General features: G+C 59.2%; 18 protein-coding genes. 9 read left to right on the top strand and 9 right to left on the bottom strand.

Features of this window, described 5'->3' with window-relative positions; all coding sequences use genetic code 11:
* The first annotated feature begins 1 nt into the window (after position 1).
* From AC2YG9_RS06915 to AC2YG9_RS06905, 3 genes are read left to right on the top strand one after another with little or no spacing between them, the layout of a single operon-like run.
* Positions 2 to 2,020, top strand: a complete 2,019-nt coding sequence (locus tag AC2YG9_RS06915; protein WP_487297218.1) for an AAA family ATPase — start codon at positions 2 to 4, stop codon at positions 2,018 to 2,020.
* Positions 2,020 to 2,496, top strand: a complete 477-nt coding sequence (locus AC2YG9_RS06910) for a DNA phosphorothioation-associated protein 4 (RefSeq protein ID WP_487297217.1) — start codon at positions 2,020 to 2,022, stop codon at positions 2,494 to 2,496. The genes AC2YG9_RS06915 and AC2YG9_RS06910 overlap by 1 nt, the downstream gene beginning before the upstream one ends.
* Positions 2,496 to 4,676, top strand: a complete 2,181-nt coding sequence (locus AC2YG9_RS06905) for a DEAD/DEAH box helicase family protein (RefSeq protein ID WP_487297216.1) — start codon at positions 2,496 to 2,498, stop codon at positions 4,674 to 4,676. The genes AC2YG9_RS06910 and AC2YG9_RS06905 overlap by 1 nt, the downstream gene beginning before the upstream one ends.
* 7 nt (positions 4,677 to 4,683) lie before the next feature.
* Here AC2YG9_RS06905 and AC2YG9_RS06900 read toward each other — a convergent pair whose 3' ends face one another.
* The 3 genes from AC2YG9_RS06900 to AC2YG9_RS06890 are packed head-to-tail and all read right to left on the bottom strand — an operon-like array spanning position 4,684 to position 9,869.
* Positions 4,684 to 5,511, bottom strand: coding sequence for a phosphoadenosine phosphosulfate reductase domain-containing protein (locus tag AC2YG9_RS06900; RefSeq protein ID WP_487297215.1), 828 nt, complete (start codon positions 5,509 to 5,511; stop codon positions 4,684 to 4,686).
* Positions 5,512 to 8,877: a hypothetical protein gene (locus tag AC2YG9_RS06895; RefSeq protein WP_487297214.1), complete on the bottom strand. Its 3,366-nt coding sequence runs from the start codon at positions 8,875 to 8,877 to the stop codon at positions 5,512 to 5,514. It abuts the gene before it with no gap.
* Complete coding sequence (locus tag AC2YG9_RS06890; protein WP_487297213.1) at positions 8,874 to 9,869, bottom strand: DUF4007 family protein; 996 nt, start codon at positions 9,867 to 9,869, stop codon at positions 8,874 to 8,876. Before AC2YG9_RS06890 ends, AC2YG9_RS06895 begins: the two co-directional genes overlap by 4 nt.
* 94 nt (positions 9,870 to 9,963) lie before the next feature.
* On the opposite strand from AC2YG9_RS06890, the gene AC2YG9_RS06885 reads away from it, so the two are divergent.
* The 3 genes from AC2YG9_RS06885 to AC2YG9_RS06875 all read left to right on the top strand — a co-directional run bounded on the left by AC2YG9_RS06885 (position 9,964) and on the right by AC2YG9_RS06875 (position 13,924).
* Positions 9,964 to 11,115 (top strand): cysteine desulfurase family protein, encoded by a 1,152-nt coding sequence (locus AC2YG9_RS06885; protein WP_487297212.1) that lies wholly within the window; start codon positions 9,964 to 9,966, stop codon positions 11,113 to 11,115.
* A gap of 849 nt (positions 11,116 to 11,964) precedes the next feature.
* Positions 11,965 to 12,600: an aKG-HExxH-type peptide beta-hydroxylase gene (locus tag AC2YG9_RS06880; RefSeq protein WP_487297211.1), complete on the top strand. Its 636-nt coding sequence runs from the start codon at positions 11,965 to 11,967 to the stop codon at positions 12,598 to 12,600.
* A complete protein-coding gene (locus AC2YG9_RS06875; RefSeq protein WP_487297210.1) occupies positions 12,593 to 13,924 on the top strand; it encodes a serine hydrolase domain-containing protein in 1,332 nt (443 codons plus the stop codon). Before AC2YG9_RS06880 ends, AC2YG9_RS06875 begins: the two co-directional genes overlap by 8 nt.
* 606 nt (positions 13,925 to 14,530) lie before the next feature.
* On the opposite strand, the gene AC2YG9_RS06870 is transcribed toward AC2YG9_RS06875, so the two are convergent.
* From AC2YG9_RS06870 to AC2YG9_RS06845, 6 genes are all read right to left on the bottom strand, one after another.
* A complete protein-coding gene (locus AC2YG9_RS06870) occupies positions 14,531 to 15,724 on the bottom strand; it encodes a radical SAM protein (RefSeq protein WP_487297209.1) in 1,194 nt (397 codons plus the stop codon).
* Positions 15,714 to 16,151, bottom strand: a complete 438-nt coding sequence (locus AC2YG9_RS06865; protein ID WP_487297208.1) for an NUDIX hydrolase — start codon at positions 16,149 to 16,151, stop codon at positions 15,714 to 15,716. Before AC2YG9_RS06865 ends, AC2YG9_RS06870 begins: the two co-directional genes overlap by 11 nt.
* A 34-nt stretch (positions 16,152 to 16,185) precedes the next feature.
* Positions 16,186 to 17,037 (bottom strand): protein kinase domain-containing protein, encoded by an 852-nt coding sequence (locus AC2YG9_RS06860; RefSeq protein ID WP_487297207.1) that lies wholly within the window; start codon positions 17,035 to 17,037, stop codon positions 16,186 to 16,188.
* A gap of 22 nt (positions 17,038 to 17,059) precedes the next feature.
* The gene (locus tag AC2YG9_RS06855; RefSeq protein ID WP_487297206.1) at positions 17,060 to 17,680 is read right to left on the bottom strand and encodes a hypothetical protein; all 621 of its coding nucleotides are present in this window, start codon (positions 17,678 to 17,680) and stop codon (positions 17,060 to 17,062) included.
* Positions 17,681 to 17,689: 9 nt separating this feature from the next.
* Positions 17,690 to 18,298 carry a 2OG-Fe(II) oxygenase family protein gene (locus tag AC2YG9_RS06850; protein ID WP_487297205.1) on the bottom strand — a complete coding sequence of 203 codons (609 nt, stop codon included), beginning with the start codon at positions 18,296 to 18,298 and terminating at the stop codon, positions 17,690 to 17,692.
* A gap of 76 nt (positions 18,299 to 18,374) precedes the next feature.
* Positions 18,375 to 19,208, bottom strand: coding sequence for a hypothetical protein (locus AC2YG9_RS06845; protein WP_487297204.1), 834 nt, complete (start codon positions 19,206 to 19,208; stop codon positions 18,375 to 18,377).
* 52 nt (positions 19,209 to 19,260) lie between these two features.
* On the opposite strand from AC2YG9_RS06845, the gene AC2YG9_RS06840 reads away from it, so the two are divergent.
* The 3 genes from AC2YG9_RS06840 to AC2YG9_RS06830 are packed head-to-tail and all read left to right on the top strand — an operon-like array spanning position 19,261 to position 23,316.
* A complete protein-coding gene (locus AC2YG9_RS06840; RefSeq protein WP_487297203.1) occupies positions 19,261 to 20,211 on the top strand; it encodes an aldo/keto reductase in 951 nt (316 codons plus the stop codon).
* A 47-nt stretch (positions 20,212 to 20,258) separates the two neighbouring features.
* Positions 20,259 to 20,633 carry a hypothetical protein gene (locus tag AC2YG9_RS06835; protein ID WP_487297202.1) on the top strand — a complete coding sequence of 125 codons (375 nt, stop codon included), beginning with the start codon at positions 20,259 to 20,261 and terminating at the stop codon, positions 20,631 to 20,633.
* A gap of 4 nt (positions 20,634 to 20,637) precedes the next feature.
* Positions 20,638 to 23,316 (top strand): type IV secretory system conjugative DNA transfer family protein, encoded by a 2,679-nt coding sequence (locus AC2YG9_RS06830; protein ID WP_487297201.1) that lies wholly within the window; start codon positions 20,638 to 20,640, stop codon positions 23,314 to 23,316.
* Positions 23,317 to 23,336 lie beyond the last annotated feature (20 nt).

Raw genomic sequence — 23,336 nt, 5'->3', positions numbered from 1 at the left:
TATGTGGATCGAGCAGATCACCCTGAAAGACTTCCGCTGCTTCTTTGGCGAACACGCAATCGAGTTTTCCCAGAAGCCGGACAAGAACGTCACGCTGATTCATGCCGAAAACGGCGTCGGGAAAACGACGCTGCTAAATGCGCTCCTTTGGTGCTTCTACGCCGAGACCACCGCGAAGTTCGAGAAGCGCGATGACCTAGTCAACTATGACGCCATCGCGGCCGGACGAACGCACGCTTATGTCGAGGTGCTCTTCGAACACAACGACAACCGCTATCGGGCTCGGCGCTATACGAAGCGAGGCACTGACGACCGCGCCTTCACGATCATGCGGGTCGATGGCGGTCACCATGAGACTCTTCCAAATCCCGATGCGTTCATCAGCACGGTCATCCCCAGGGAAATGGCGGGGCACTTCCTGTTCGATGGGGAGCACGCTGAGGTGTTCTTGGGGGAGGACAACCGCAGCAGCATCCGGAATGCCGTTCAGGACATTCTTGGATGTTCGCTGATCAAGACTGCGATCAGCGACCTGTCCGAGACCGCGACATATTACCGGAGGCAGATGCCAACCACGAGGGCATCAGCGAACATGGACAGCCTAAGCGCCAGCATCGACAGCCAAACCTCTCAAATCGCGGCGGCGATTGAGGCACGGGACGCCTTGCTGGGCGACATTGAGCGAATTGAGCAGCAGATAGCGGACATCGACGCGAAGCTGCGGAACTCGACGGCTGCGCGCGAACTGCAATCCAGTCGCGACCGAGCAACTGCCGAACTGACGAGGGCGCGCCAACGCGCCGCTCAGGCACAGGACGAGCTTCTGCGGTGGCTCGGCGACAACGGCCGGTATCTGGTTTCGACGCGGATAACCGAACTCGCGATGGACCACCTCAATCAACAGGACACCAAGGGCAAGCTGCCCTCGCCCTATAACGAGGAATTCGTCACTGACCTGTTGGAGATGGAGAAGTGCGTCTGCGGAGCCGACCTGAAGGCCGGCACCGCCGCCTACGATGCGGTTAAGGCCCTCCTTCAAAAAGCTGCAAACGCGACCATGCGCAGTCGGGTTGGGAAGGTCCGCGCCCAGCTGTCGCAACTCCGGCAGGAGAGGTCGAAAGCACCCGCTCGCCTTGAGGCGGCCAACTCACGACTAGCGGATGCTCGCCAAGACATCTCCCGACTCGAAGCCGATTTGCACGAGATTTCGGAAAAGTTGGCTGGCATCAACCTCGACGAGATCGCGACGCGGGAGGCCCGACGCAACGAGTTGCGTGCTGAAGCCAACAAGAAGCGCACGGCCATTGGTGATCTCGGCGGGCGTATTCAGACAGCCGAGTCCGACAAGGCCACTGCCGAGCGCGATCTGCGCAAGCTGGCCGAAGAAGACGCAGGTTCGAAGGTGTTCATGGGGCGTTACTCGCTCTGCGAAACCCTCAAAGGGCGCCTCGAAAACGAACTGGTCGCAGAGGAAAAATCAGCGCGCGCGGTCCTGCGAAAATCAATCACGACCATTCTGGACCGGACGACCAAGAAGACGCTGCGCCTTCAGATGACCGAAGACTACAGCATCAGCCTCGTCAACGACGCCGGCACGCAACTCCCGAAATCCAGCGGTGAGAACCAGTTGCTGGGGCTTGCCTTCACGGCAGCGTTGGTCGAATTCGCGAAGTTGCGTAAGAACGCTGAAGACTACAGGTTGCTCCGGGGGACCGTTGCTCCGCTCGTCCTCGATTCGCCCTTTGGACAGCTCGACGGCGAGTATCGGCGGGCAACCGCTCAATACGTGCCCGAATTGGCGGGGCAGGTCGTGCTGATGGTCTCGGATTCGCAGGCTGGCGGCGGTGTGCTTGAGGCACTGCGTGATCGCATTGGCGAAGAGTATGTCCTTGTCCGCCATAACAAGGATGCGCGCGGCTCCCGGACTCCGGAAGTACGACAGTTCAACGGCAAGGATCGGGAAACCGTGCTGTTCGACCAAGAGTATGACGGTAGTTCGTTCGCCCGGGTGACCCACTGATGGCTGACCGCGCCCCCAACATAAATCGAAGCCGCGTCCACGAAGAGCTGGTGCAGCGCCTCTGTGCTCAAAACGTCCCTGGGTCTGATAGGAAGCTCTTCCCGACCATCCGCGAACTTCTCTGCTTCGCGGCGCTCCTCGGATTTTCGGAACAGCGTCGTGTCCCGTTGGATCGCTCGAAAGGTGTCGAGGACATCTCGTACCAACAATTTGAGCGAGACCCTGGAGCGGAAGACCTGCTCTGGACTATCGCGGTTGCCGAGACTCAGGACACCGAAGTCCTGCGCGAGGGTGAGGAATCACGCTGCGCTGTGATTTTCGAGGAGTACGCCAACGGCGGCCTCGCGCTGATCGGAGATTTCCTGCGGCGTAACGGTGGCGAATACCCTGACCGCGCATTGATGGCGCTGCTCAAAGAGCGAAAATACCTGCCGCCGCCGCAGGCCGATCCGGACTTGGCCGCGATCAAATTCTGATGCTCCGAAGACTGCAGCTCAAGGGCGTCTACAAGTCCGACCAGGATAACATCCTGCAGGATTTCTACTTCCCGGCCTTATCCGTCGCAGCGCGCTATGATCGTGCCGTTGGGTTCTTTTCCGCATCGACCCTCAGCCACGCGGCGCAAGCTCTCTCGGTGTTCATTCAGGGCGGGGGCAAGATCCGCCTGATCGTCGGTGCCTTTTCAGACCAATCGGACATCGAAGCGGTCAGAGAAGGGCTCCGGCAGAAGGAGGTATCCGACCGGCTGGGTGTCGAATTCTTGGCTCAACTGGATGAGGCCGACGACGAACTGTTCCAAGAGCGATTCAAGGCGCTGGCCTGGCTCGTCGGCCAAGGCCGGCTGGAAATCCGGGTCGCTCTGCGTGCCCGCGGAATGTACCACGACAAGGTAGGCATCATCACTGACGCCGACGGCGATGCCGTCGTGTTCGCAGGGTCCGCCAATGAGAGCGCGGCGGCCCTGCTTCCCACGATGAATTACGAGTCCATCGACGTCTTTCCTGCGTGGCGGGAGGAGCTTGCTGAGTACCACGGACCACATCGCGCGAGCTTCGAACGGCTCTGGGCGAACAAGAGCCGAGGCACGGTAGTTCTGGATATGCCGACGGCTTTGCGGGATCGCCTACTCGAAGCATCGGCCAGTATGGACCATCCACCTGATCCCGAGCGCGAGGCCGATATCGCGGCACGCATCCGAGACGCCGAGGATGAGGCCGACGCGACAAGTCGGCGGCGCGGTCCCGAAGTGCCGGAAACGATCAATGGCTTCCCGTTCGAAATTCGCGACCACCAACGCGAGGCGCTTACAGCCTGGCAGGTGAAGGGCGATTTCCACGGGATATTCGATCTCGCCACCGGAGCGGGCAAGACGATCACTGCCGTCTACGCCATGGTTCAAATGGCGGCCGCTATTAAGGGGCTGACGGTCGTGATCGCGGCCCCGTACCAGAGCCTCGCCGACCAATGGTGCGAAATCCTCGAGACGTTCAATATCCGTGCGCTTCAATGCTACGTCTCCAAGGCGAACTGGTACGACACTCTCCAGCGCAAGATTCTGGACGTTCAAACCGGCTCAACCCCGTTTGAAGCAATCGTGGTCGTCAATCGCACGCTCAAGACGCCGGAGTTCCAGGACGCGATTGCTCGGATTCCTTCGGCGCAGTTCCTATGGATTGGGGACGAGTGCCACCACCACGGTTCCGAGTCTTTCGCTCCCGCCCTGCCTCAAAATGCCCGGTACCGGATCGGCCTCTCGGCCACGCCCGAGCACTACCTTGATGAAGAGCGCAATGCCCGCCTGAAGGCCTACTACGGGGACATCGTTTTCAGCTACACGCTGAAGCAGGCGATCGAAGACAAAGTCCTGACGCCCTACAACTACTATCCTCGGCTGGTCGAACTTACGGTCACTGAGGCCGAAGAATTCGTCTCGCTTTCGGACGAGATCGCCCGGCAGTTCGCACGCGATCAAGGCCTGGAAGCCGGCAAGCCAAGCATCGGTCTCACAGCCCTGCTAATGAAGCGGTCTCGGATCGTCGGTTCTGCGGTGAATAAGCTGCCCGCGCTGGAAGCCGCGCTGACGGGCAAGCGCCCAGAGAACCACACCCTCTACTACTGCGGCGACGGACGCGTCAGTTACGGTGACGAAGGGGCCGAGGAGGATGACGTTGACGATGCGGACGAGGCGCTACCGTCCAGACAAATCGAAGTGGTCAGCCGCCTACTCGATGACCTGGGTTGGCGGGTATCCCGGTTCACGGCTCGGGAGGGGCGTCGAGAGCGAGAGAACATCCTTCAGGCGTTTCGGATCGGGATCATCGACGGCCTAGTGGCGATCAAGTGCCTCGACGAAGGCATCGATGTGCCTGCCTGTAGCACTGCATACATCTTGGCCAGTTCCCGCGACCCCCGGCAGTTCATCCAGCGTCGCGGACGAATTCTTCGCCGTTCGCCCGGCAAGACCATCGCTACCATTTACGATTTCGTCGTGGTGCTGCCAGAGGGCGCGGCCGACACATCTGGCGCGGCCCGCAAGCTCATCGCCTCGGAGCTTCGGCGCGTAGCGGAATTCTCGACCTTGGCCGAAAACCGGCTGGATGCGTATGACATTCTGCGTCCCGTGCTGGTCGCTTACGATCTTGAGCACGTGATCTGAAGCTGCCTCACTTGTGGCAGGTGACGCACATCTTCCCTTGGCCGTAGACCTCATCCAGGTCGATAGGGGCATCATCGAACAGTGCGTTCACCGGCCGGCGCGCCCTAAGGCGCGCGACGCGCCTTTCGTGATCAGAGCGGATTTGCTCAAGCCGTTCGGGCCTGGAGAGTTCGTCGAGCGTCTCGCCCTGGTTCCAAGAAAACGGCGAGCCGTGTTCGAGGGCATTCTTCTCGTAGCGTCTCGCTTCTTCAAAGGCTTCGGGATGCTCCTCCAAGAGCCGCGCCCACTCGATTTTCTGTTGATAGAAGCAGAACGTGCAGCCGCTCCGCGACCTCCAACGATAGTAGTCCGGAAGGCCTACGCCGGCGGCTTCCAGAATTTCAGTGACGCCCGCTTTGTCGATCCCGCTTGCCCGGAACGGAAGGTGGATGCGCAGGTTGTCCTGGCCTGACACATAGCCTTCCCGGTAGTCCTCATCCGCTCGGATCGCGACATAGCTGTTCACGATTTCCCCGGCTTTGACGAAGGGCCGTACCCAATCCTCGAAGGGCTTGATCTTGAGTTGGCGCGTACACCAACGCGTCTGGGGCGAGGGCAGGAAATTTTTGTATTCCCGGAGCCAGAAATCGAAGTCACGATCAGGGTTGAGCCGGAGGATTTGCTTCCCTAGGAACCCCTCCAACCGTCCGAGAAATTCGTAGACCTCGGGCAGCTCCTTGCCAGTGTCAGTGAAGAAGTAGTCGATCTCCAGGTCGGGATGGTGCTGGCGCATGTAGACCGCGAGAGCCGCGCTATCGCGGCCGCCGGAGATGCCGAGGACGTGCTTTTCGATCATCTAGGCGCGAGCCCTTTCGGACTTCTCGTCTGCCTGTTCCATGTTCAAGGACAGTCCGAGCTTCGCAACGGCTCCAAGCGCGACATTCGATGCGACGCCCTCGCTTTTCAGGAGTGCGGCTAGTTTACGGCATAGGTCGTCGGCTCCCTGGCGTTCAATTGGGTTGAGCTCGATCTCTGACGTCACCGGCTCCGGGTAGGATGGGTCGCTCATATACACCACCATTGTCACCCGCTCGTCGGTCCGGCCTTTGAGGTGTCCAAAGCCTTCCGCGCGCAAGAACTGTTGAGCGAGAGCTGCGAGTTCAATGCTGGCAGCGTCAACGTCCCGGTCCACCCAATCTCGTGAAGGCTTGTTGGCCGCGAGGCTCGCGATGCCCTCGATCTCCTCCATGTCGCCCTCAAACGTCGACAGGCGGATGGCGAGCGCATCGAGCCGGTAATTCCCTGTGAGGCCACGGACATTGGCAGCGCGCCGGTGCAACGGTCCATAGTCGCCTGTGGCGGCCCCCTTAAAGCGAAGTTCCTTCATCAGGGTGGCAGCCAGGTCGGCCAGCATCTTTGGATAGGCGTCCTTGAGTTCTCGTCGAGCCGTATCAACGGCCTTCGCTAACAGCGCCCCCTGATTGCTCCCCTCGTCACCTATGGCCCGCGGGAGGTCTTCGAACAGAAGTTGGTTCGGATCGTGTGAGCTTTGGCCCAGGTTTCGTAGCGCGGTAGCGGCCTTCGAAAGAGACCCGGTTCGCGTCGTCCACAAGGGGAGCGCGCGAACGTCGGCGACGAGAGCCCTCGCGACATCAAGTGCAGACGGAGCAACGCTGGCCTTCTCAGTCGTGAGCCGCCTCGCCAGTTCCGAAATCAGATTTGCGTCGAGGTCAGACAACTCGACGAGTCGCACCCGGATCGCATCAGGGTCCTGGAGCAGCCGGTCAATGAGGAAGCTGTCCAACTGGGGTCGAAAGACTCCTTCAAGGTAGATCGCCGCCCGCTCGACGCGGGTCAAAAGGAACGCCACGGCGAGGATGCTGAGGAGGCCATCGCGCACACCAAACGGTGGTGCACGCCAAAGTTCAAAGAGTTCTGAGAGCGAGGAGCCGGCGGCAGAATCCTTGAGAAGAGTTTCGCCAGCCCGCCAGACGGCATCAAGGCGGTGGTCGTCGCCCTCCCGAGGGCTTCTGAAGCGGTACGTGCCTTCAGCATCGGCCACGTATAGGTCGGTGGCCTCGATCAGGCTGGCGAATAGGCCAGCTTCCGGAGGGTAACCCTGCATCGCTAGGCGAGGCTCGCCGGTCCTTTCGACCATCGCTTTCAAGAGCATTCGAGTCGCTGCCGTCGCGTTGGACGATGGCCGAGTACGATTGACGAGTTCGTTTCTCAGGTGCGGCGTTTCTGGATACCGCCAGTCAGCCAGCCGCGATGCTAGGATGCTTAGCGCGGCCGGGCCTGTCAGGTTGGACTGGGTGCTCAGATTGGCCCCAGTCGGCAACCGCCAGTCCACAACGTCAATCGCCTCACTCAAGCGATCTTCCAGATCTGCGGAGAGCCGTGAAATCCTGGCGTCGATTTCCCGTCTAGCGATGGCGTCGCCTTCGAGTTCCGGGCGATTTGCCCGGACATACTCCAACGCTGTTAACTCGCTCGCCATGTCGCGAAGCCGGAAGCTGTCTCGGGTCCAGCCCACAACAACCAAACGTTCTCCGGCCAATTCCGAAACCGCTTTGATGGTCTTCCGTGCTTCGGCCTGGGATTCGCCATTGGCGCTGACGAGCAACAGAAAGAGGCCAGCTGCTCCGGTCGCGGGTCGGTACGCCCGCACTCGTTCTTCGGCTTCGTGCAAGGTGGCGAGATCGATTTCGAACCATCTGAGCGCGCCCGTCGTCTCGTAGTGCCGCTTGGCCAAGACCGGCTGCAAGGCGGCCTGACGCGCCAACTGGCGATAGTCAACGGTGACCCCGGCCTGACGGGCTTGCTCGACTGCTTGTTCGATGTCGAAGTCACTGCCGGCGTAGATCGCGAACGCGTCGGCGTGCTTCCGAAACACGATGACCGACCAACTCAGGAGGTCTTCGATAAGGCTATCGAAGGTCGCCTGGTCAACCTCTGCAACGGAGGCCGCAATCTCAGGCGTGGGCAACAGGCCAGAGCGGTCCTTGAAGAGGTCGAGTAGCGCCACGGCCTTGAGGACGCGGAGGTGATCCTGGCTTCCGCCACGAGCCTCACACCGCTCAATGGCGTCAACGGCTGTGGACCAACGGTGTCCATCCGGTGAAGCGAGAATGGCCGGCTCAAGGTTTGAGCGCAGATAGTCCCAAAGCAGCTCCGGCGAAAAAAGCGGGCCATTGTGCGGAGTCGTGCCGAGGTATTCCTGGAAACCGAACGGCTCTGCCGAGGTGAGGAAGCCGAAAATGCTCCGCTGGCTTTGCCCGAACCTTCGTCGAGAAATAGGCCCCAACAATGCAGCGACAACGGGATGAAGAGGCCAACAGGCGGTTAGACGATCCACCAAGGGATCTAGGGGGCCGTTGCGGGCACCGCGCATGGTCTTTGCGACCACGCGCGCAGCGGAAGTCGGTAGTGAGGGTTTCGCCTTAGATTCGATGGCGCGCGAAATGAGTTCGATCTGCTCTTCGCCCGCAAGGCTGATCGAAATGTCGAGAAATCGGCCATGAACCTTCAACCACTCGTCGCGCCCCTCGCGTGACATGCGATGGGCATACTCGTCGAAGGCCTGGTGCAGTATCCCGATCACAATGAGCCGGCCGTGCGAGCGTGCGGCGACCTCGGCAAGCTCCTGGAATACGTGCACGTCGCCGCCGTCGGTAGCGGAGTGTTCTAGGAATTTCCCCATCTCATCGATGAGCAGGACAATGCCTTCGGAGTGGACTTCATTTGCCGCACGGCCGACCCATGCCCCGAAGCTCTCGTTTGGCTTCCGGCGCGGAAGTCGTTCGCCAGCGAGCGAGTCCTCAATCGCGGATTTGATAACAGTCGCGGCATCGGCCCGCTGACCAACGATCGGCACGATAGACCAGGCCTTTGCGGTGGGGCGGAAGAGCCGAATAATTTCGGCAGCGTCCGCAGGGTTCGCGTCAGCGAAGAGCCTTGATGCACCCTTCGTTGGCCCGGCCAGCAGGGCCGCTAGTGCTACGGCCAAACTGGACTTGCCGCTTCCATAGGGCCCTGTCCACGTGAAGGCTCCGTGCGACGTCACCTCGCGGTGGCGGCCCATGACAAGGAGGGCATCCGCTGCCGATTGAGAGCAAATGTAGCCCTCAAGCGCGGAGGGGTCGCCTAAGTCTGTATCAACTCGGATCGAGCGCGTGAAGCGCCGAGCAACCCGAACGGACTCGCTAAGCAGTTTGGTCATGCCGCGACCGATCTTAGGTCGCGTTTGAACATGGCCCGCAGGTTCGCCCATTCGTCGATGACATCGAGGTTGTGGGCGTAAAGCTGCCGCATACCCGACGACTCGTCCCAACGGAGGGCACCGTCCGTGAGGGCGTCAAGCCGCACAAGCCGCTCGGCAACGGCCTCCTCGTCCAGGAGAAAGACTTGGCCTGGCGATCCTCGTTCGAAGGTCAAAAAGTCTACAGAAAAGGACCGGCGGCCGGGATAGTACGTCCGCCAGAAGTCCACCAGGGCGAACAGAAACACCTCATCGGGGAGGGACGACTTCGGGCCGCGCCGGAAACGGAACAGTTCGCCGACGCCAGCCTTCTGGATCAGCCCGAGTTCCGCCAGGGGGGACTCGATGCTGTCCTCGGGCGCGCGCCGCGCGCCGCCAACGAGGGCAAAGTAGGTCCGCACCAAGCACTCAACATCACGCCGGATCGTGATGTCGCTGATCGTCCGGTCCTTCCCCAGTCGACCGGCTTCACTCAACTCATCGCAACGCCGCTGCAATCGCCGGCGCATTAACTCGCGATCAAATGTCGGCTCGTGAAATTCGTTGAATGCCCAATGCCACACTGTGGCCCGGCCAGGCTTTCCGGCCAGCATCCAGTGCAAGAGCCAAAGAGAGCCGGGGTGCTCAAGATAGGGGTCAAGCGAATCGCCAAACAGGAGGTCGCCCAGTCGCCCAGTCGTAATTCGCGCCGCTCGTTCTCCCGGACGGTCCTCGGCGGCAAGCACATCGGTAGCGATAGCCCAATGCTTCATCGAAATGACCATGTTGCGGCCCACCCCAAAGAGGGCGATGGCTGCATCATCATTGAAGACCGAGCCGTTCTGAACGTCGGTTTCTTTATCGTTTCTTACGGCGTCATACGCCTTCTTTAGCCAGCCGTAGCGCAGCGGAAATGTTTCGTGGCCCGCGAACTGCAGGCGGCTCTCCGAATTATCAAGAAGACTCCGGGCCATTCCTACTCACTGGACGTTGCTGCCAGTTGAAAAGACTCCGTTGACCGGGCTATGTCAACCTCCTGGGGGCGGTCGCCAGTGCGTCGGAGTCGGAATGTCGAAGGGCGGGGTCTACCTCGACTATCAGGCGTCTACACCGCTCGATCCACGGGTCCGCCTTGTCATGGCCGAGGCATACGATGCTCCCGGGAACGCAAGCTCGGAGGAGCACGCCTTTGGGTGGGCCGCAGCCGCGAAGGTCGGGCATGCGCGGCAGTTGGTGGCAGATGCTCTGAAGGCCCTGAGCGAGGAGATCACGTTCACCTCGGGCGCTACCGAAGCGAACAACATCGCGATCTTGGGCGCGGCCTTGGGCGCGCCGGCATCGCGTCGGCGAGTCCTGATCTCGTCGATCGAGCACAAGTCCGTATCAGGCGCTGCCTACGCTGCCGAACGGTTGGGATTTCAGGTCGAAGTCGTGCCGGTTACGCCGGATGGCGTCGTAGATCCCGAGCGATTGACGGACTTCCTTGGCGACGACGTTGCCGTGGTCTCCATCATGGCCGTGAGCAATGAGATCGGCACGATCCAAGCCATCCCGGCAATAGGCTCCCTCGTTCGCAGCATCGGTGCTTTCTTTCACGTCGATGCGACACAAGCCCTCGCCGCTCAAGAGATCGATGTAGGCGAGTGGTCCGCCGATTCTGTGAGCCTATCGGGCCACAAGATTTACGGCCCCGGCGGGGTCGGGGCCCTGCTTGTTGGGCTCGATGCTCCCTGGCGTCCTCAACCCCTAATGCACGGCGGCGGACAGGAGCAAGGGTTGCGACCGGGAACGTTGCCGGTCCCGTTGTGTGTCGGCCTAGGTGAAGCGTGTCGGCTGATCTCAGCGGAGGGCCGCGCAGAGCGCCAACGGGTGGCCGCCCTTCGAGATGAGCTGAGAGATCGCCTCAGGGCGATCATCCCTGGGCTCGCTGTAACTTGCGAGACGACACCCCGCCATCCGGGATGCCTGCATGTTCACCTGCCGGCAGTGTCGGCGAGCGATCTCATACTCCGCTTGCAGCCCCATGTGGCCGTGTCGAGCGGATCGGCCTGCATCTCAGGGATCATTGGACCCTCCTACGTCTCCCTGGCGCTCGGAATGACAGCAGAGCAAGCCGCCGAATGTTTCAGGTTTTCCCTGGGCCGGTTCTCCACTATCGACGACATCAATGAGGTTGCCGTCCGCGTGGCGTCAGCGTTGAGTGGCGTCGCCACGCACTGACCTGCACGGTTAGGGTTCTGCCCCGAGGCACCGCTGATCTGGGCGCGAGCGTTCGAGCGCTGAACGCCTAGCTTGGCGCACTTTCCATCATGAGCCTCGTATAGCACTCCCTATTGGGGAGATTCATGAGATCGAGCGAAGTGAAGGTGGGGCACATTGTCCTTGCTGGACGAACTGCACAGGTTGTGATTTGATCGACCATCCTACGATCTACGCGACGTAAATGTCGCTACCCGCTTAAGCAGCGACACAGGATAGCTGTGTGTTTTCAGCTAATTGGTCGATGACTCAGTTGCGTCTCTTGATCTGGCACAATCACTCAAGGAGCAGTCATGGATACCCCCAAACGCAATAACCCAGAGCGCCGCGGAACCCAAGCGTTCGCGGCATTCCTCGCCAAAACTCGGAAGCTCGACCGCGCCAGCGGTCCGGTTCGGTCCACGGCTCACACCTCCAGCGTTTTCGTCCCCGCTGACGTAGAAGCTGAAGAAGCCAGCGAATAAGATGCAGGCCGGCGAGTGTGGGAGCGCCCGTCCCGTCCTTGATGGATTGGCCGCTTTCACACGAGTCGCGGGCCTGGAGGAACTGCGAGCCAAGCGGTTCTCCGAAGTCCGGTTCGCTTTGCTCGAGTATGGAGACGCTGGGCCACAACGATCCAGCGCCTGCTTCGTCGAAGAATCGTCTCCCCCCACTATTGCAAGGGCGCTTTTGGAGCATCGGTTTCAATCGGCACGGTGGTACGCAGGAAGTGAGAACGCTGAACGCTGGCGAGCGATAGTCGCGCCAGAAAAACCTCTTCCGAATTGGACGCTCACCTGCTCCGATCCACCCATCGGGCTATCTTTGGCAATGCTTGATTGTCTGGCCTATCGAATTGGCGAGACACCCGCATATCTCATTGGAACAGAGACAACCCAAAGCCCTACCAACTCGCAAGTAGCACTGGCGGCTGACGCTTGCCTCCATGCGATAAACATCGGATTTCGTCCCCTTCTCGAAGCTGTCGGGCTTCTGATATTTGTCCGGCACCGCGAATTGCTAGGTCAATCAAATAGCTGGACAACGACGGCCCTGCCGGGAACCATCTACACTGACTTTACCGAATATCCGGATGCTCTTGCTGTCGAGATCGTCCATGAAGCGGCACATCTTTGGCTCAACGATGCGTTCCGGGCGGTGGGATTTCCTAAGCGCACGCGACAACGGTTCGATTCACCTTGGAAAGATGCTCCGAGGGAGGCCTTTGGCTTCATCCATGCGGTTTTTGCGTTTTCTTGCGTCGCGATTCTTGCCCGCGAAATTATTCGCCAGAACCCCGGTGCACCGGGAAAGGCGTTCCTCCAGAGCATCTACGAGCGCGAGGCGCAGAGGCTTGCGACGGTCGCACCGGATGTTTCGCGAGCCTTGGAACTGGTCAGCCCAGATATAGCATCGCTGATTGAGGCGGTGCACCATGAGGCGAACTGGCCGAGACATTATGCCTGAGACCGGCGGCTCCCATCCCGGACCAGGTGTCGTTGTCGGTGTACAGGTGGGTAATGAGCAGACGTTCGTGTGTCGTGGTTACAGTTCGGTGGAACATCAACGGCCGAATGACCCCGACACTTCCTTCATGGTCGGCTCGATAGCCAAGCAGTTTTTGGGTGCGACAGCCTTGGAAGCTGCCGCCAGACATAGACTTAGCCTTTCCCATATTGTTGGGAGCAAACTGGGTCTCGACCTTCTTGGCGAGATGGAGCTTCACCATCTCTTGAACCACGCAAGCGGTCTGCGAGAGACCGAACCCTTGTTCGCGCTGGCGGGCATCCGAGAGCACGACCACCTCTCGCGATCCGATCACCTTGAAGCAATCGGGCGGCAATCGAGGCTGATGTTCGGTTCCGGCAGCGCTTTCTCCTACGCCAACATCAACTATCTCGTTGCTGCGGCTGTGATTGAGGACGTCTTTTCTCAGCCTCTTTCGGAACTTTGTCGCACGTTTGTTTTGGATGACGAAGGACTCAACCACACCCAATTCATGACCAGCCCTGACGACGTGATCCAGAACCGGGCCGAGAGCTACGATGCAAGCAGCCACCCTATAAGTCGTGCGTTTAGGTCGCATCCCTCGGTTGGACCAAGCGGGCTGTGGAGCACGGCCCGCGACCTGCTGCGCTGGGGCCAGGCTCGAGGCAAGCGGTTCGCAAACGCTCCCAGCGTCCCGCTAAGCCAGGTCGAAGCTACCAGTATGGGTGGTTGGCCCGCCGCCCAGACAGGCAGATACGCTTGCGGATTGGTCGAAATGAAAAGTGGCGGTGAGATTGTTTTGGGTCATGCAGGAGACGACCAAGGATACTCCTCTCAACTGCTCTCGCTCGCAGGTGAAATTCAAATCGTCGCTCTCTCTAACAATGCAGGCGTCAGAGCTGCCGAATTTGTATCAACCATAGCAACACTTGGTAGAATAAGCTCAGTTAAGAATTCACTCTACGAGTGGAACAGGCTTATTGAAGAGAGCCTTGACGGCTTTCTAAGAAAATCCACTCCTGAACAATTACGACTGAACGTGCATACAAAGCAGGATATCGAAGCTCCCTTCAGGGAAGGCCAATATGTGTCAGATGAAGCATTGGCTCCCATTACAATCGAAGTCATCGACGACCAACTTGTTCTCTGGCGGGGAGCACATCGGGACGCATTGACGTCACGCAATGGTGACCGTTGGGAAGGGCCCGGATACACCATTTCTTGGGATCGCAGTAACTCTGAGGTTCTTAGAATGGCCCTTCGGCGAGCAGGACACTTGGATTTCAGCCTCGTAGCTGGCTAGGGGAAATGGATAGAGCGGATACCTCGAACGAGGATCTCGGTCGCTGCATCAAGATGCAGGAAGTATTCTTCCCATGAGGCCGCTCGGCGTGGTGCTAGGCCGAGGTCGACTACCTCCCAAGACTGGTCAGGCTGAGCCTCCGAAAATAGATGGGTTCTAACCAAGGAGGGCTCGACGGGCAAATTGGCGAGTTCAGATGTAGAGAGCGTTGAGACATAACTCGCGAGGCTCGCGACCAGGCTCCAATCTGTATCGGTACGGGGCAGCAACCCCACTCTCCGTAGTCCTGGAGAGCTAATGGCATGGGGGTAAGCGTGCCCCTCGCAGCTGTCGTAGGTCACCACAGATCGCTCCAGGGCGAAGAACTCCACAAGGTCGGCAACTCCAGGCTCCAGAGCCTGACGCCAGCCCTGATCACCGGGAGTCAATGCGAGCGCTCGCGAAAGATGGGTTCCGCCGTCAGAATTGAGATTGCCCCAGCGACTTTGGACGGAAGAAATCGCCCCTTGCAGGGGCAAGCGCCTGTCCCATCGATCAATGAATTCGGCAACATCGGCCATTATGTTCGGCGATTTGGCCGCGTACGGTAGCATTGAAACTGAGATTTTAATTGTGCCCACGAGCCACACCATCGCAAAGGGACTTTACGCCCTCGATAAGCTCAATGCGATGTTCGCAATAAGCTTCATAGTGCGGCGTCCCGTAATACTTAAGCCTTGTAGCTAGGCACCCGCCGCCACACTCTGCTTTGTAGGCGCACTCAAGACATTTCCTCAAGAGAGGCTCCATGTCATCGAAAAGCTGAGTTCCTACGATATTATCCACCAGAGCCTCTGAGCCCACAGTCTTAATATTACCTATCAGCCCCGCGGGCATAGGCAGCTCATCGCATGTCCCAATGCGACCGTCCGGGTAGAGAGTCATCACCTGTCCGCATTTTAAATTGGTGAAATGGCACAGCCCCGTATGTCGGCCTTCGAGCTTTCTAATCACGCTCATAATTGGTTCGAGTGTGAACGTCTCATACAGTTGTTGGTCGATCCACGTCTCTGCCGCGCTTATTAGAAAGGCCGAATATTGGCTCGGCGATATAGCCCAGGCAGGAGCCTTGCCGGGGTCGGCCAACATCGGTGTCAGCCTGGCGGCATTGTGTCGTGGGATGCGTTTTGGAGTGGTGGAGAAATCAAAGCAGGGAGCAAAGCTCAACGATTTTATGGCGGGCCATTGTTTGAAAACCGCCAGAAGCTCATTGGGACGATCCACGTTCGCCGACGACACCACGCATATGACTCCGCAAGAAACCATGCGCTTCTCGAGAAGCGTCAGCGCCCTGGCAACGCCGTCGAAGGTTGATTGATCCAAGTAATCTGCGCGGAGGGCATTGGCGGTCTCATCGCCATCAAGACTCACGCCGATTTCCAGTCGGGGGGCAAGCTCCTGAAATAGGTCAAGCCACTCGTCGTCTAACAAGGTGCCGTTGGTTTGAATGGAAATCCGAACGACCTCCGGGCGCTCTGCGATCACTGTCAGCAGTTCGCGCATACGATCCTTGCCAACGATGAGCGGTTCGCCGCCATGAAGCTCTATCGCCAATGGACCCGGGCCAAGACGTTCAAAGAATTCTCTCAGGCTGTCGGCAGTGAGATATCGAGCGTTCGGATAGGGCTTCCTTTTTTCATAGCAATAGAAACAATTGATGTTGCAGGTCTCGCCCGCGATCTTGACGATCACGCTGCGTGCCACATCGATCTCACCCGCCTCCGGTGAGTGGAATACTTCGTCGTACCAACTAACCGTCATCGACCAATCGCCACAACATCGAACCCTGTCCGGACTGCAGCAGATGAGCAGCTTCAAGAGCGACCCAGAAGCATTCAAATTGTGTGGGGGGCTGCTCCCCGTCATGGTCCTCCTGGCTCATCCAGCGGTCGGGTAGGGGCTCAGTGGTTCGCGCTCGGAAAAAGTAGCGCTCTTGAAGCTCCATTCTGTAGGGCGAAATGTCGTACAAACTCGTGCCCAGAAAATCCTCGATCTCGAAGCAAGAATAGCCGGTCTCCTCAACAAGCTCCCTCAAAGCAGCTTCTCTCGGTGCTTCGCCGGCCCTTATGCTCCCGGCCGGTACTTGCACGCCAAGCTCCTCCGCCGTATAGGCAGTGTGGCGGAAGACCAAGAGCTTCCCCTCGTTCACACAGTAAACAAGAACCTTCTTCTTGATTACTTTGCTCATAGAGCCTCCATTATATCATGTATTGAAAGGTGTGTCACGCAAACACAGATCGTAAGACGTTGCCCGCTTTTTCAGGCGACGGCCTGGCAGAGGCATCCTTTGAAAGACACTCCAATACCAGCTGGGCGAGGTCGTCGCTGACCCTACCCTTCAACTCCCCGGCTGCCCACGGGCGCGGAATATCGCCGGTTAAAGTGCGGTGTAACATGACACCCAGACTGTAGATATCGGCTGGAGCTTCAGCGCCTGCAAAATCTGCCAAATATTCCGGTGCCCAATGCGGTTCTGGACCTCGAACCTTTGGACCAGTTGCGACCTTCCGTTCCTTGACCGCACCAAGGTCGATGACAGTCGTCCCGTCCGGGCTGACAAGGACATTTTCTTGGTAAAGGTCGCGATGGACCAATCCGTTTGCATGCAGGGTCGCGAGTGCATCCGCCACGTTTGCCAGGACAAGGCCGGCCTGACGCATCTCCGGCTCCAGTTTGGGGAATGAAAAGCGCTTACCTTTGATAGGTCGCATTCGAAGGTACTTCAGGTTCTCGATTTCACCTGCGGAAACCACTTCCGGCCAGCCGGGATACCCGGACATTCTAGTCGTTGCCCAAATTTCCAAATCCACTGCCTGCGCCTCGAAGGCACGTTCCTCAGGTGTCTTGGAGACATACCAATAGAAGCCATAGGCTGTGGGTCGATCAGTCTCAGGCATTTCATCGAGTATGTGGTCTGATCCGAAAAACACCTTGATAACATCGAAATTGTCCGCTGCTCCAAGGGATAAAACCGTGCTCCTGCGCGTGAAGATGATGAGGCTTTCAATAGAAAAGCCTCCCTTCGCGAAGGTGGCCCAGACGCTCGCCGCCGGGTGAAGTGGATCGATTTTCATGAGAGCCCAGGGTAGCCCTTTCTCAGATCAAACCGTCTACCTTTTGAACTATCAGATCAACTGCGGCAGCAAGCTCATCTTTCGTTGAGTTTTCAACTCGAATGATCGGCAGTCCGAGGCGCTCAGTCCATGCCGATCGAATAACCTCGTCAGCATGGGTGAGAGCTTCTGGACGATCAAGAAATCGGCGAAATTTCCTTGCTTGCCTAAGCCTGCGTTCGACCTCCGCAACGGGAGCTGACAGGAGGATCATTAACGTGGGAAGCGGCTGCATTCCGCGAACACCCTCTATGTAGCGCTCGAATAGCTCAGCGTTTTGCAGACCCAGAAGGCAGAGGTCGCTCAGGTAGAACCGGTCAGCTATCACCGTGTGTTCAGACAAATAAGGACCGACATTTGCGACAAGGTGGGAGGCCTTGTCAGTCAGAAGTGCGTCAACCAGAGATCGGGGCGACACACCCAAAGCTCCCTTACGGGCGTCGATGATTGTTCGAGATGCGCTGGGGTGGAGCCATCCGTGTTGCCCAACGTGATGGACCGTCACGTCCCTCAAGGCCAGGGCGTTCACAAGGCGATCCCTGACAGTAGTTTTCCCTACGCCCGGCAAACCTTCAATCACGATGAACGGAAAAGCCACCGACATGCGGACGTCCTAGGTTGCGAACCAGCTGATGAACTTCTTCGCTCGACCTTTAACTATCGGCACCGTCCCATGTGCCACCTGACTTCCGTATAGGAGCGCATCTCCAGTCTTTGATTTAGTCAGCCATTTCGTTTTTGGAATTGCCCTGAACCATTCTGACGAGGTGTCTGCGGCGGTATGGACGAAGTTCAGATCATCTGAGCTGATGCCGGACCAAATGCGCGGATCCGCTGTGGTCTCAACGAAGAACTCTCCGCCCTGAAAATCATCGTTCAGCGCCACACTGACGCCCAGGAGTTGCCAAGGGCGCTCTTCGGGTGTCGGGGCGACCCGATCCACATGAACCGAAATGAACTGTCCGTCACCATACTCGACATAGGTCCACGGACGAGCAAACCGTATGCTTGGTGCGTAGGTTTGCACGATAGGCAATGCTCGGGCTGACGCCCTCTCCAACACTGCGGTTACGTCGCTGGGAAGGTCGACTATCTCCACGCGGCCGGCAGGTTCGTAGACCGCACGCGCGGCTTCGACAGATTGCCCAGGGATTTCGTGGATCGTCGAAGCGCGAGCCTCGTCAAATTTGGCCCGTCCTTGACTTGTCAGCAGCTCGTCCATTGCCGAGAGCAATTGAATGCACTCTGAGGCCGTGAGGAATGCCTCCACGCTGCCGACACACAGGGTTTCGAGGGTTCTATTGGAGGGGGTCATAAAGCTTCACGACATCGCTGAGCGTGACACAGTGATTGATTGTAGAACCTATCGTGCTCTGCGCGCGATTTTCAGCAGGGACCCACGCCATAAACAAGTCTCTACAGGCCGGTGTCGAAGGCGGCTCCATCTCGAACGCACTCACGGCCTGTTCCCCTTTAAGGCGGCGGCGGTACTCGGTAGCGACATTGGAGGAAAACATATCTCGATGGCCCTCCCGCGCGGGTGGAAAATGTTTTCCGGCGGCGAGCAATGCGCCTTCCTCAACAGCTATCCATTGAGCGAACAATGCCGAGGAAGATGTTGCGATGAACGCCTCATCAGTGAGAATTTCATCCCTTATTACAAGAACTCCCGCGCGCAGCGCCGCGGCTGAGCCGCCAAGTTTGGCGTCAAGGTCGTCGTCCTTGGAACCGAAGGTCATGATGGCTCCGATGGCCAACCTTGGAAAGAACTCCAGGCCTTGGGCCCACTCGGTATCGCGGAACGCTTCTGAGGACACCCGGAGTCCATCGCCCTTCCATTCCAATCGAGTAAGGCTATCCGAGGCGAGGCCGGTCAAAACATGATTTGCGAGAACCTCCGCACCCATACGATTGCCTGCGCTCAGCAAGTTTTCGAGTAGGAAGGCGCTTGCTCTTGCCGCTGGCCATGATCTGGAAAGCTCGCACGCAATATCTCCCGAGATCGCACCTATTCGAACAAGTCGGGCCAATCGCTCAAGGTGGACTGCCTGTAGCTCGGGCTCAATAATGCTCATATGTTGCTGGATCAGACGCCCGTCCAATTGGCGAGCCCAGGGGTCCTGAATTTTCATTCTTACTGGCCTGGCTGCCCTCATCGCATAGAAGCTGAAGATCGGAGAGGCCTTGCAGTACCGTCCGCTGGGGAAAACCGACCTTCTCGTCAGTGAGATCGGTCATGGTACTTGGGGCCTGGGGGACTGGCTAGACACCAATGTCAATGACGCCATCGAGGCGCTTCGTTTATCCCTGGCTAGTGGCGTGACCTTTTTTGATGCCGCCCACAGCTACGGGCTCGGACTTTCGGAGGAGCTTCTTGGCTGTCTAGCCTACGAAAATCCTGACACCGAACTGACGTTGGCCACCAAAGTTCCGCCTACCAATTGCAAGCTTCCCTCTTCGTCACACGATACATTTTCGAACGTCTACCCTCTTGCTCACGTTCTCGCTTGTGCAGAGGAATCTCGTCAACGGCTCGGGGTCCACCGCATTGATTTGTTGCAGTTCCATGCTTGGCACGACGATTGGTGTGGTGACCCGCTATTTGAACGAGTGGTGAAGACACTCAAGGACCAAGGCTTCGCTCGAAGGGTGGGGATCAGCTTAAATGCGGGTGAACCTTGGAACGGCCTAAGGGCGGTTCGGAGCGGACTGATAGATACAGTCCAAGTTGTCTATAATCTTTTCGATCAAGCGGCTCGGTGGCAGCTATTCCCAGATTGTCTTGATAGCGGAGTTGGAGTTATCGTTAGGGTGCCCCTTGATGAGGGCAGTCTATCTGGAAGGTTTGAAGCCGAAACAAGCTTCCTAGAGGGCGACTGGCGAAATACCTACTTCAGTGAACCATACCGTTCCCAAATCCTTGCCCGCCTTCCTGCACTCATTGAGGAAGTCCGTGGCTACGAGTTGGCAGACGCAGCGCTTAGATTTTGCCTTTCATCCCCGGCTGTGTCCTCCGTCATCGTGGGAATGAGACGAAAGGAACACGTCGCAAAGAATGTGGGGGCAAGTGATCGCCGGCCCCTTCCGCGCGAGTTGTTGGAACGGCTGTATCGCTATCATTTAGACTCGGCATAGGCGCATAAGTGTGTACTACTCCTTTGTGTTGTATCAAGGGGGCATTTATGAAACTGCTACTGCGCCGCAACCAACGGTCCGGCCTTCTAGGCAAAGTCGTGTTTTCGCTCGAAGTTCGAGCCGATATCTCCGCCGAGGAGCGCGCCAACATCCAAAAGTACAAGCTCGGCGAGGCCGAGCTGTACGCAAGCCACGAGATTGTTGGCGGTAGCGGCCTTCTCGGCGTCGCGTCGCGACTCGCATTCAAGGCCATGACCATCAATGTGAGCGTCAACGACTTGGTCGGCGGCAAGAAGGTCGAGTGCAAGGACATCGTCGAAATGCTCGCCATCGAGGACCAGATCAAGGAAGCCGCGAAGACCTTCGCCCAGGTTCTGGCCGCTGCCGCGCAGTTCGGCGGCGAGGAGGTCGTCGAGGTCTAGCCCGATGGAATGGGGCAACCTCCGCAACTGGCTCTCTGGCGATCCGCGCACCCGTGAGCAAGCGGAGACCCGAGACGCTTGGGCGCAGACGAACGCTCTCTGGCAGGCATCGCCGCTTGCCGAGAACGACCCCTCCGACCTGGCGCTCTCCTTCGTCAAAGGGATCATGCGGCGGGCGGACCGGACGCCGGCCCTTTCGATCCTCGTCTCGCTTTCTGAGGCGGCGGAGGCAATCTTCCGAGCCGAAGGCATAGGGGCGATCAGCCCAGTCTGGCCGGCCATCGAAAGTGACGTGTCTGTCGGTTTGGGGTTTCGCCAGATGCTCGCCCGGCGCCGGCGCTACGCCGCCGACTTCAACCGCGTCCACGGAATCGTCACCGGCCAGCTCCAGAGCGCCTGCGACGCGCTCTTCGAAGTTCTCCCCGAAAGCTGCTTCAGGGACTGGGACCAACAGAGCCCATCGTTTGAAGTCCCGCTAATCGAGCTGGTCGATCGCCCGGCGGAACTGGTTCAGCACCTCCTAATGTTTCCGTACGACGACGAGACTATGCGGCTGGAGCTCTTCCTGAGCCTCCGAGAGCGGTATGCCACCAACCTTCTGGTCGCCTCTGGGTTTCCGCCGGACGCGAACATCCACGAGCTGTCGCAGCGCCTCATCGTCCCAACCAGGCAGACGAAGAAGACGCCGGCGGACCTGGTTGAGATGTATCTCTCGGGCTCACCGTTCGCGTCCCTCTTGGAGATGCCGGTCCCGTTCCACGTCCCCGAGGAAGCGCGCTTCGAGCACTGCCACATCGTTGGCGGCACCGGGCACGGCAAGACCCAGCTCATGCAGCGCATGATCCATGGCGACCTGGTTGCGGCCCAGAGCGAGAAGCGCTCGGTCGTCGTGATCGACAGCCAAGGCGACCTCATCAACCGGCTGTCGCGCCTGGCCCTCTTCTCGCCTGACACACTCGGCAGCCTCGCTGATCGGCTCGTCCTCATCGACCCCGCCGACGTCGAATTCCCGGCGGCGCTCAACCTCTTCGACGCGCACCTCTCCCGCCTGCAGGCGTACCGCCCCGTTGACCGTGAGCGGGTCCTGAACGGTGTCGTGGAGCTGTATGAGACATTCTTCGGCGCGCTCCTGGGAGCCGAACTCACCCAGAAGCAAGGCGTGATCTTCAAGTACCTCGCGCGCCTCATGATCAGCATCGAAGGCAGCACCATCCACACGCTCATGCAGCTCATGGAGGACGGCAAGCCCTTCAAGGCGCAGATGGACCAACTCGACGGCTCGGCCAGCTACTTCTTCCAAACCGAATTCTTCCACCCGTCGTTTGCCGCCACCAAGAAGCAGATACTGCGCCGGCTCTGGGGCGTGCTCTCAACCCCTGCTTTCGAGCGCATGTTTGCTCAGCGTCAGAACAAGCTCGATCTATTCGAGGCGATGCAGGACGGGAAAATCATCCTGGTCTCGACCGCTAAAGACCTCCTCAAGACCGAGGGCAGCCAGCTCTTCGGCCGTTTCTTCATCGCCATGCTCGCGCAGGCGGCGCTAGAGCGCTCGACGGTCGATCCCTCGGACCGCACACCCACCATGGTCTATGTGGACGAGGCCCAGGAGTATTTCGACGACACGATCGAGACGATCCTCAACCAGGCCCGCAAGTACCGCGTGGGGCTCACGCTGGCGCACCAGACGCTGGACCAGCTCTCACCGCGCCTGCGATCCGCGATCCACGCCAACACGTCGATGAAGTGCGCCGGCGGCGTGTCGGCCAAGGACGCCCGCGCCATGGCCGACGAGCTGCACACTACCTCCGACTTCATCGAGAGCATGAAACGCCGGCACGGCAAGACGGAGTTCGCCGTGTGGATAAAGCACCAGACGCCTCAGGCGATCCGTTTGTCCGTTCCGCTCGGCTTCCTGGAGCGCCAGCCGATCCTTGTTGAAGAGGAGTACGAGGCGCTTCTTGAACGCAACCGCGCCGCATATTGCGGCACTCTCGAAGAAGCTTCACTCGCGCGACCGACAGTCGTTTCACCGGTTGCCACGCCAGAAGCGGCACCTCCACCAGGGCCCCACACCGCGGTCCAATCCGAACGACGGACGGTCGAGCCTGCGGGGATCAGGCCCGAGCCTGCCAACGAACCACCGCGGCCGAAGCGGCCCGCGCCCACCGAGGCCGGCAAGGGCGGTCCTCAGCATCGGTACGTCCAGCATGTGATCAAAGGCCTGGCGGAGGAGCGAGGTTTCCGGGTCGGCATCGAGGAACCAGCGGCAGGGGGACAGGTCGACGTCGCTCTGCACCGAGACGACCTGTCGATTGCCTGCGAAATCTCCGTGACCTCGACGCCCGACTACGAAACGCAGAATCTCGCGAAATGCCTGCGCGCCGGATTCCCGCAGGTCTGGGCCATCGCTTCGGATCAAAAGCGCCGGCGCGCCATCGAGGAAGCGGCGAGGCGGCGACTGCCGGAAGATGACTTTAGGCGCGTGGAATTCCTCACCATGGAGGACGTCGTGTCGATGCTCGATAGCCTGCCGGCCTTCGAGTCGACGGAGACCTTGGTGCGTGGGTACAAAGTCAAAGTGTCCCGCGCTGCCGTGTCCGTGTCCGAGGCCAAGGAGCGCCGCGCAACGATTGCGCGGGTGGTTGCGCGGTCCATGCAGCGCCTTGGCAACGAAGAAGATTGAAGCGGCGAGGGTGAGCGAGT

The organism is Caulobacter sp. SRI_014 (assembly GCF_057586315.1).
The sequence above is the reverse complement of the archived record's forward strand: the minus strand, read 5'-3'. Positions and strand labels throughout refer to the sequence as shown.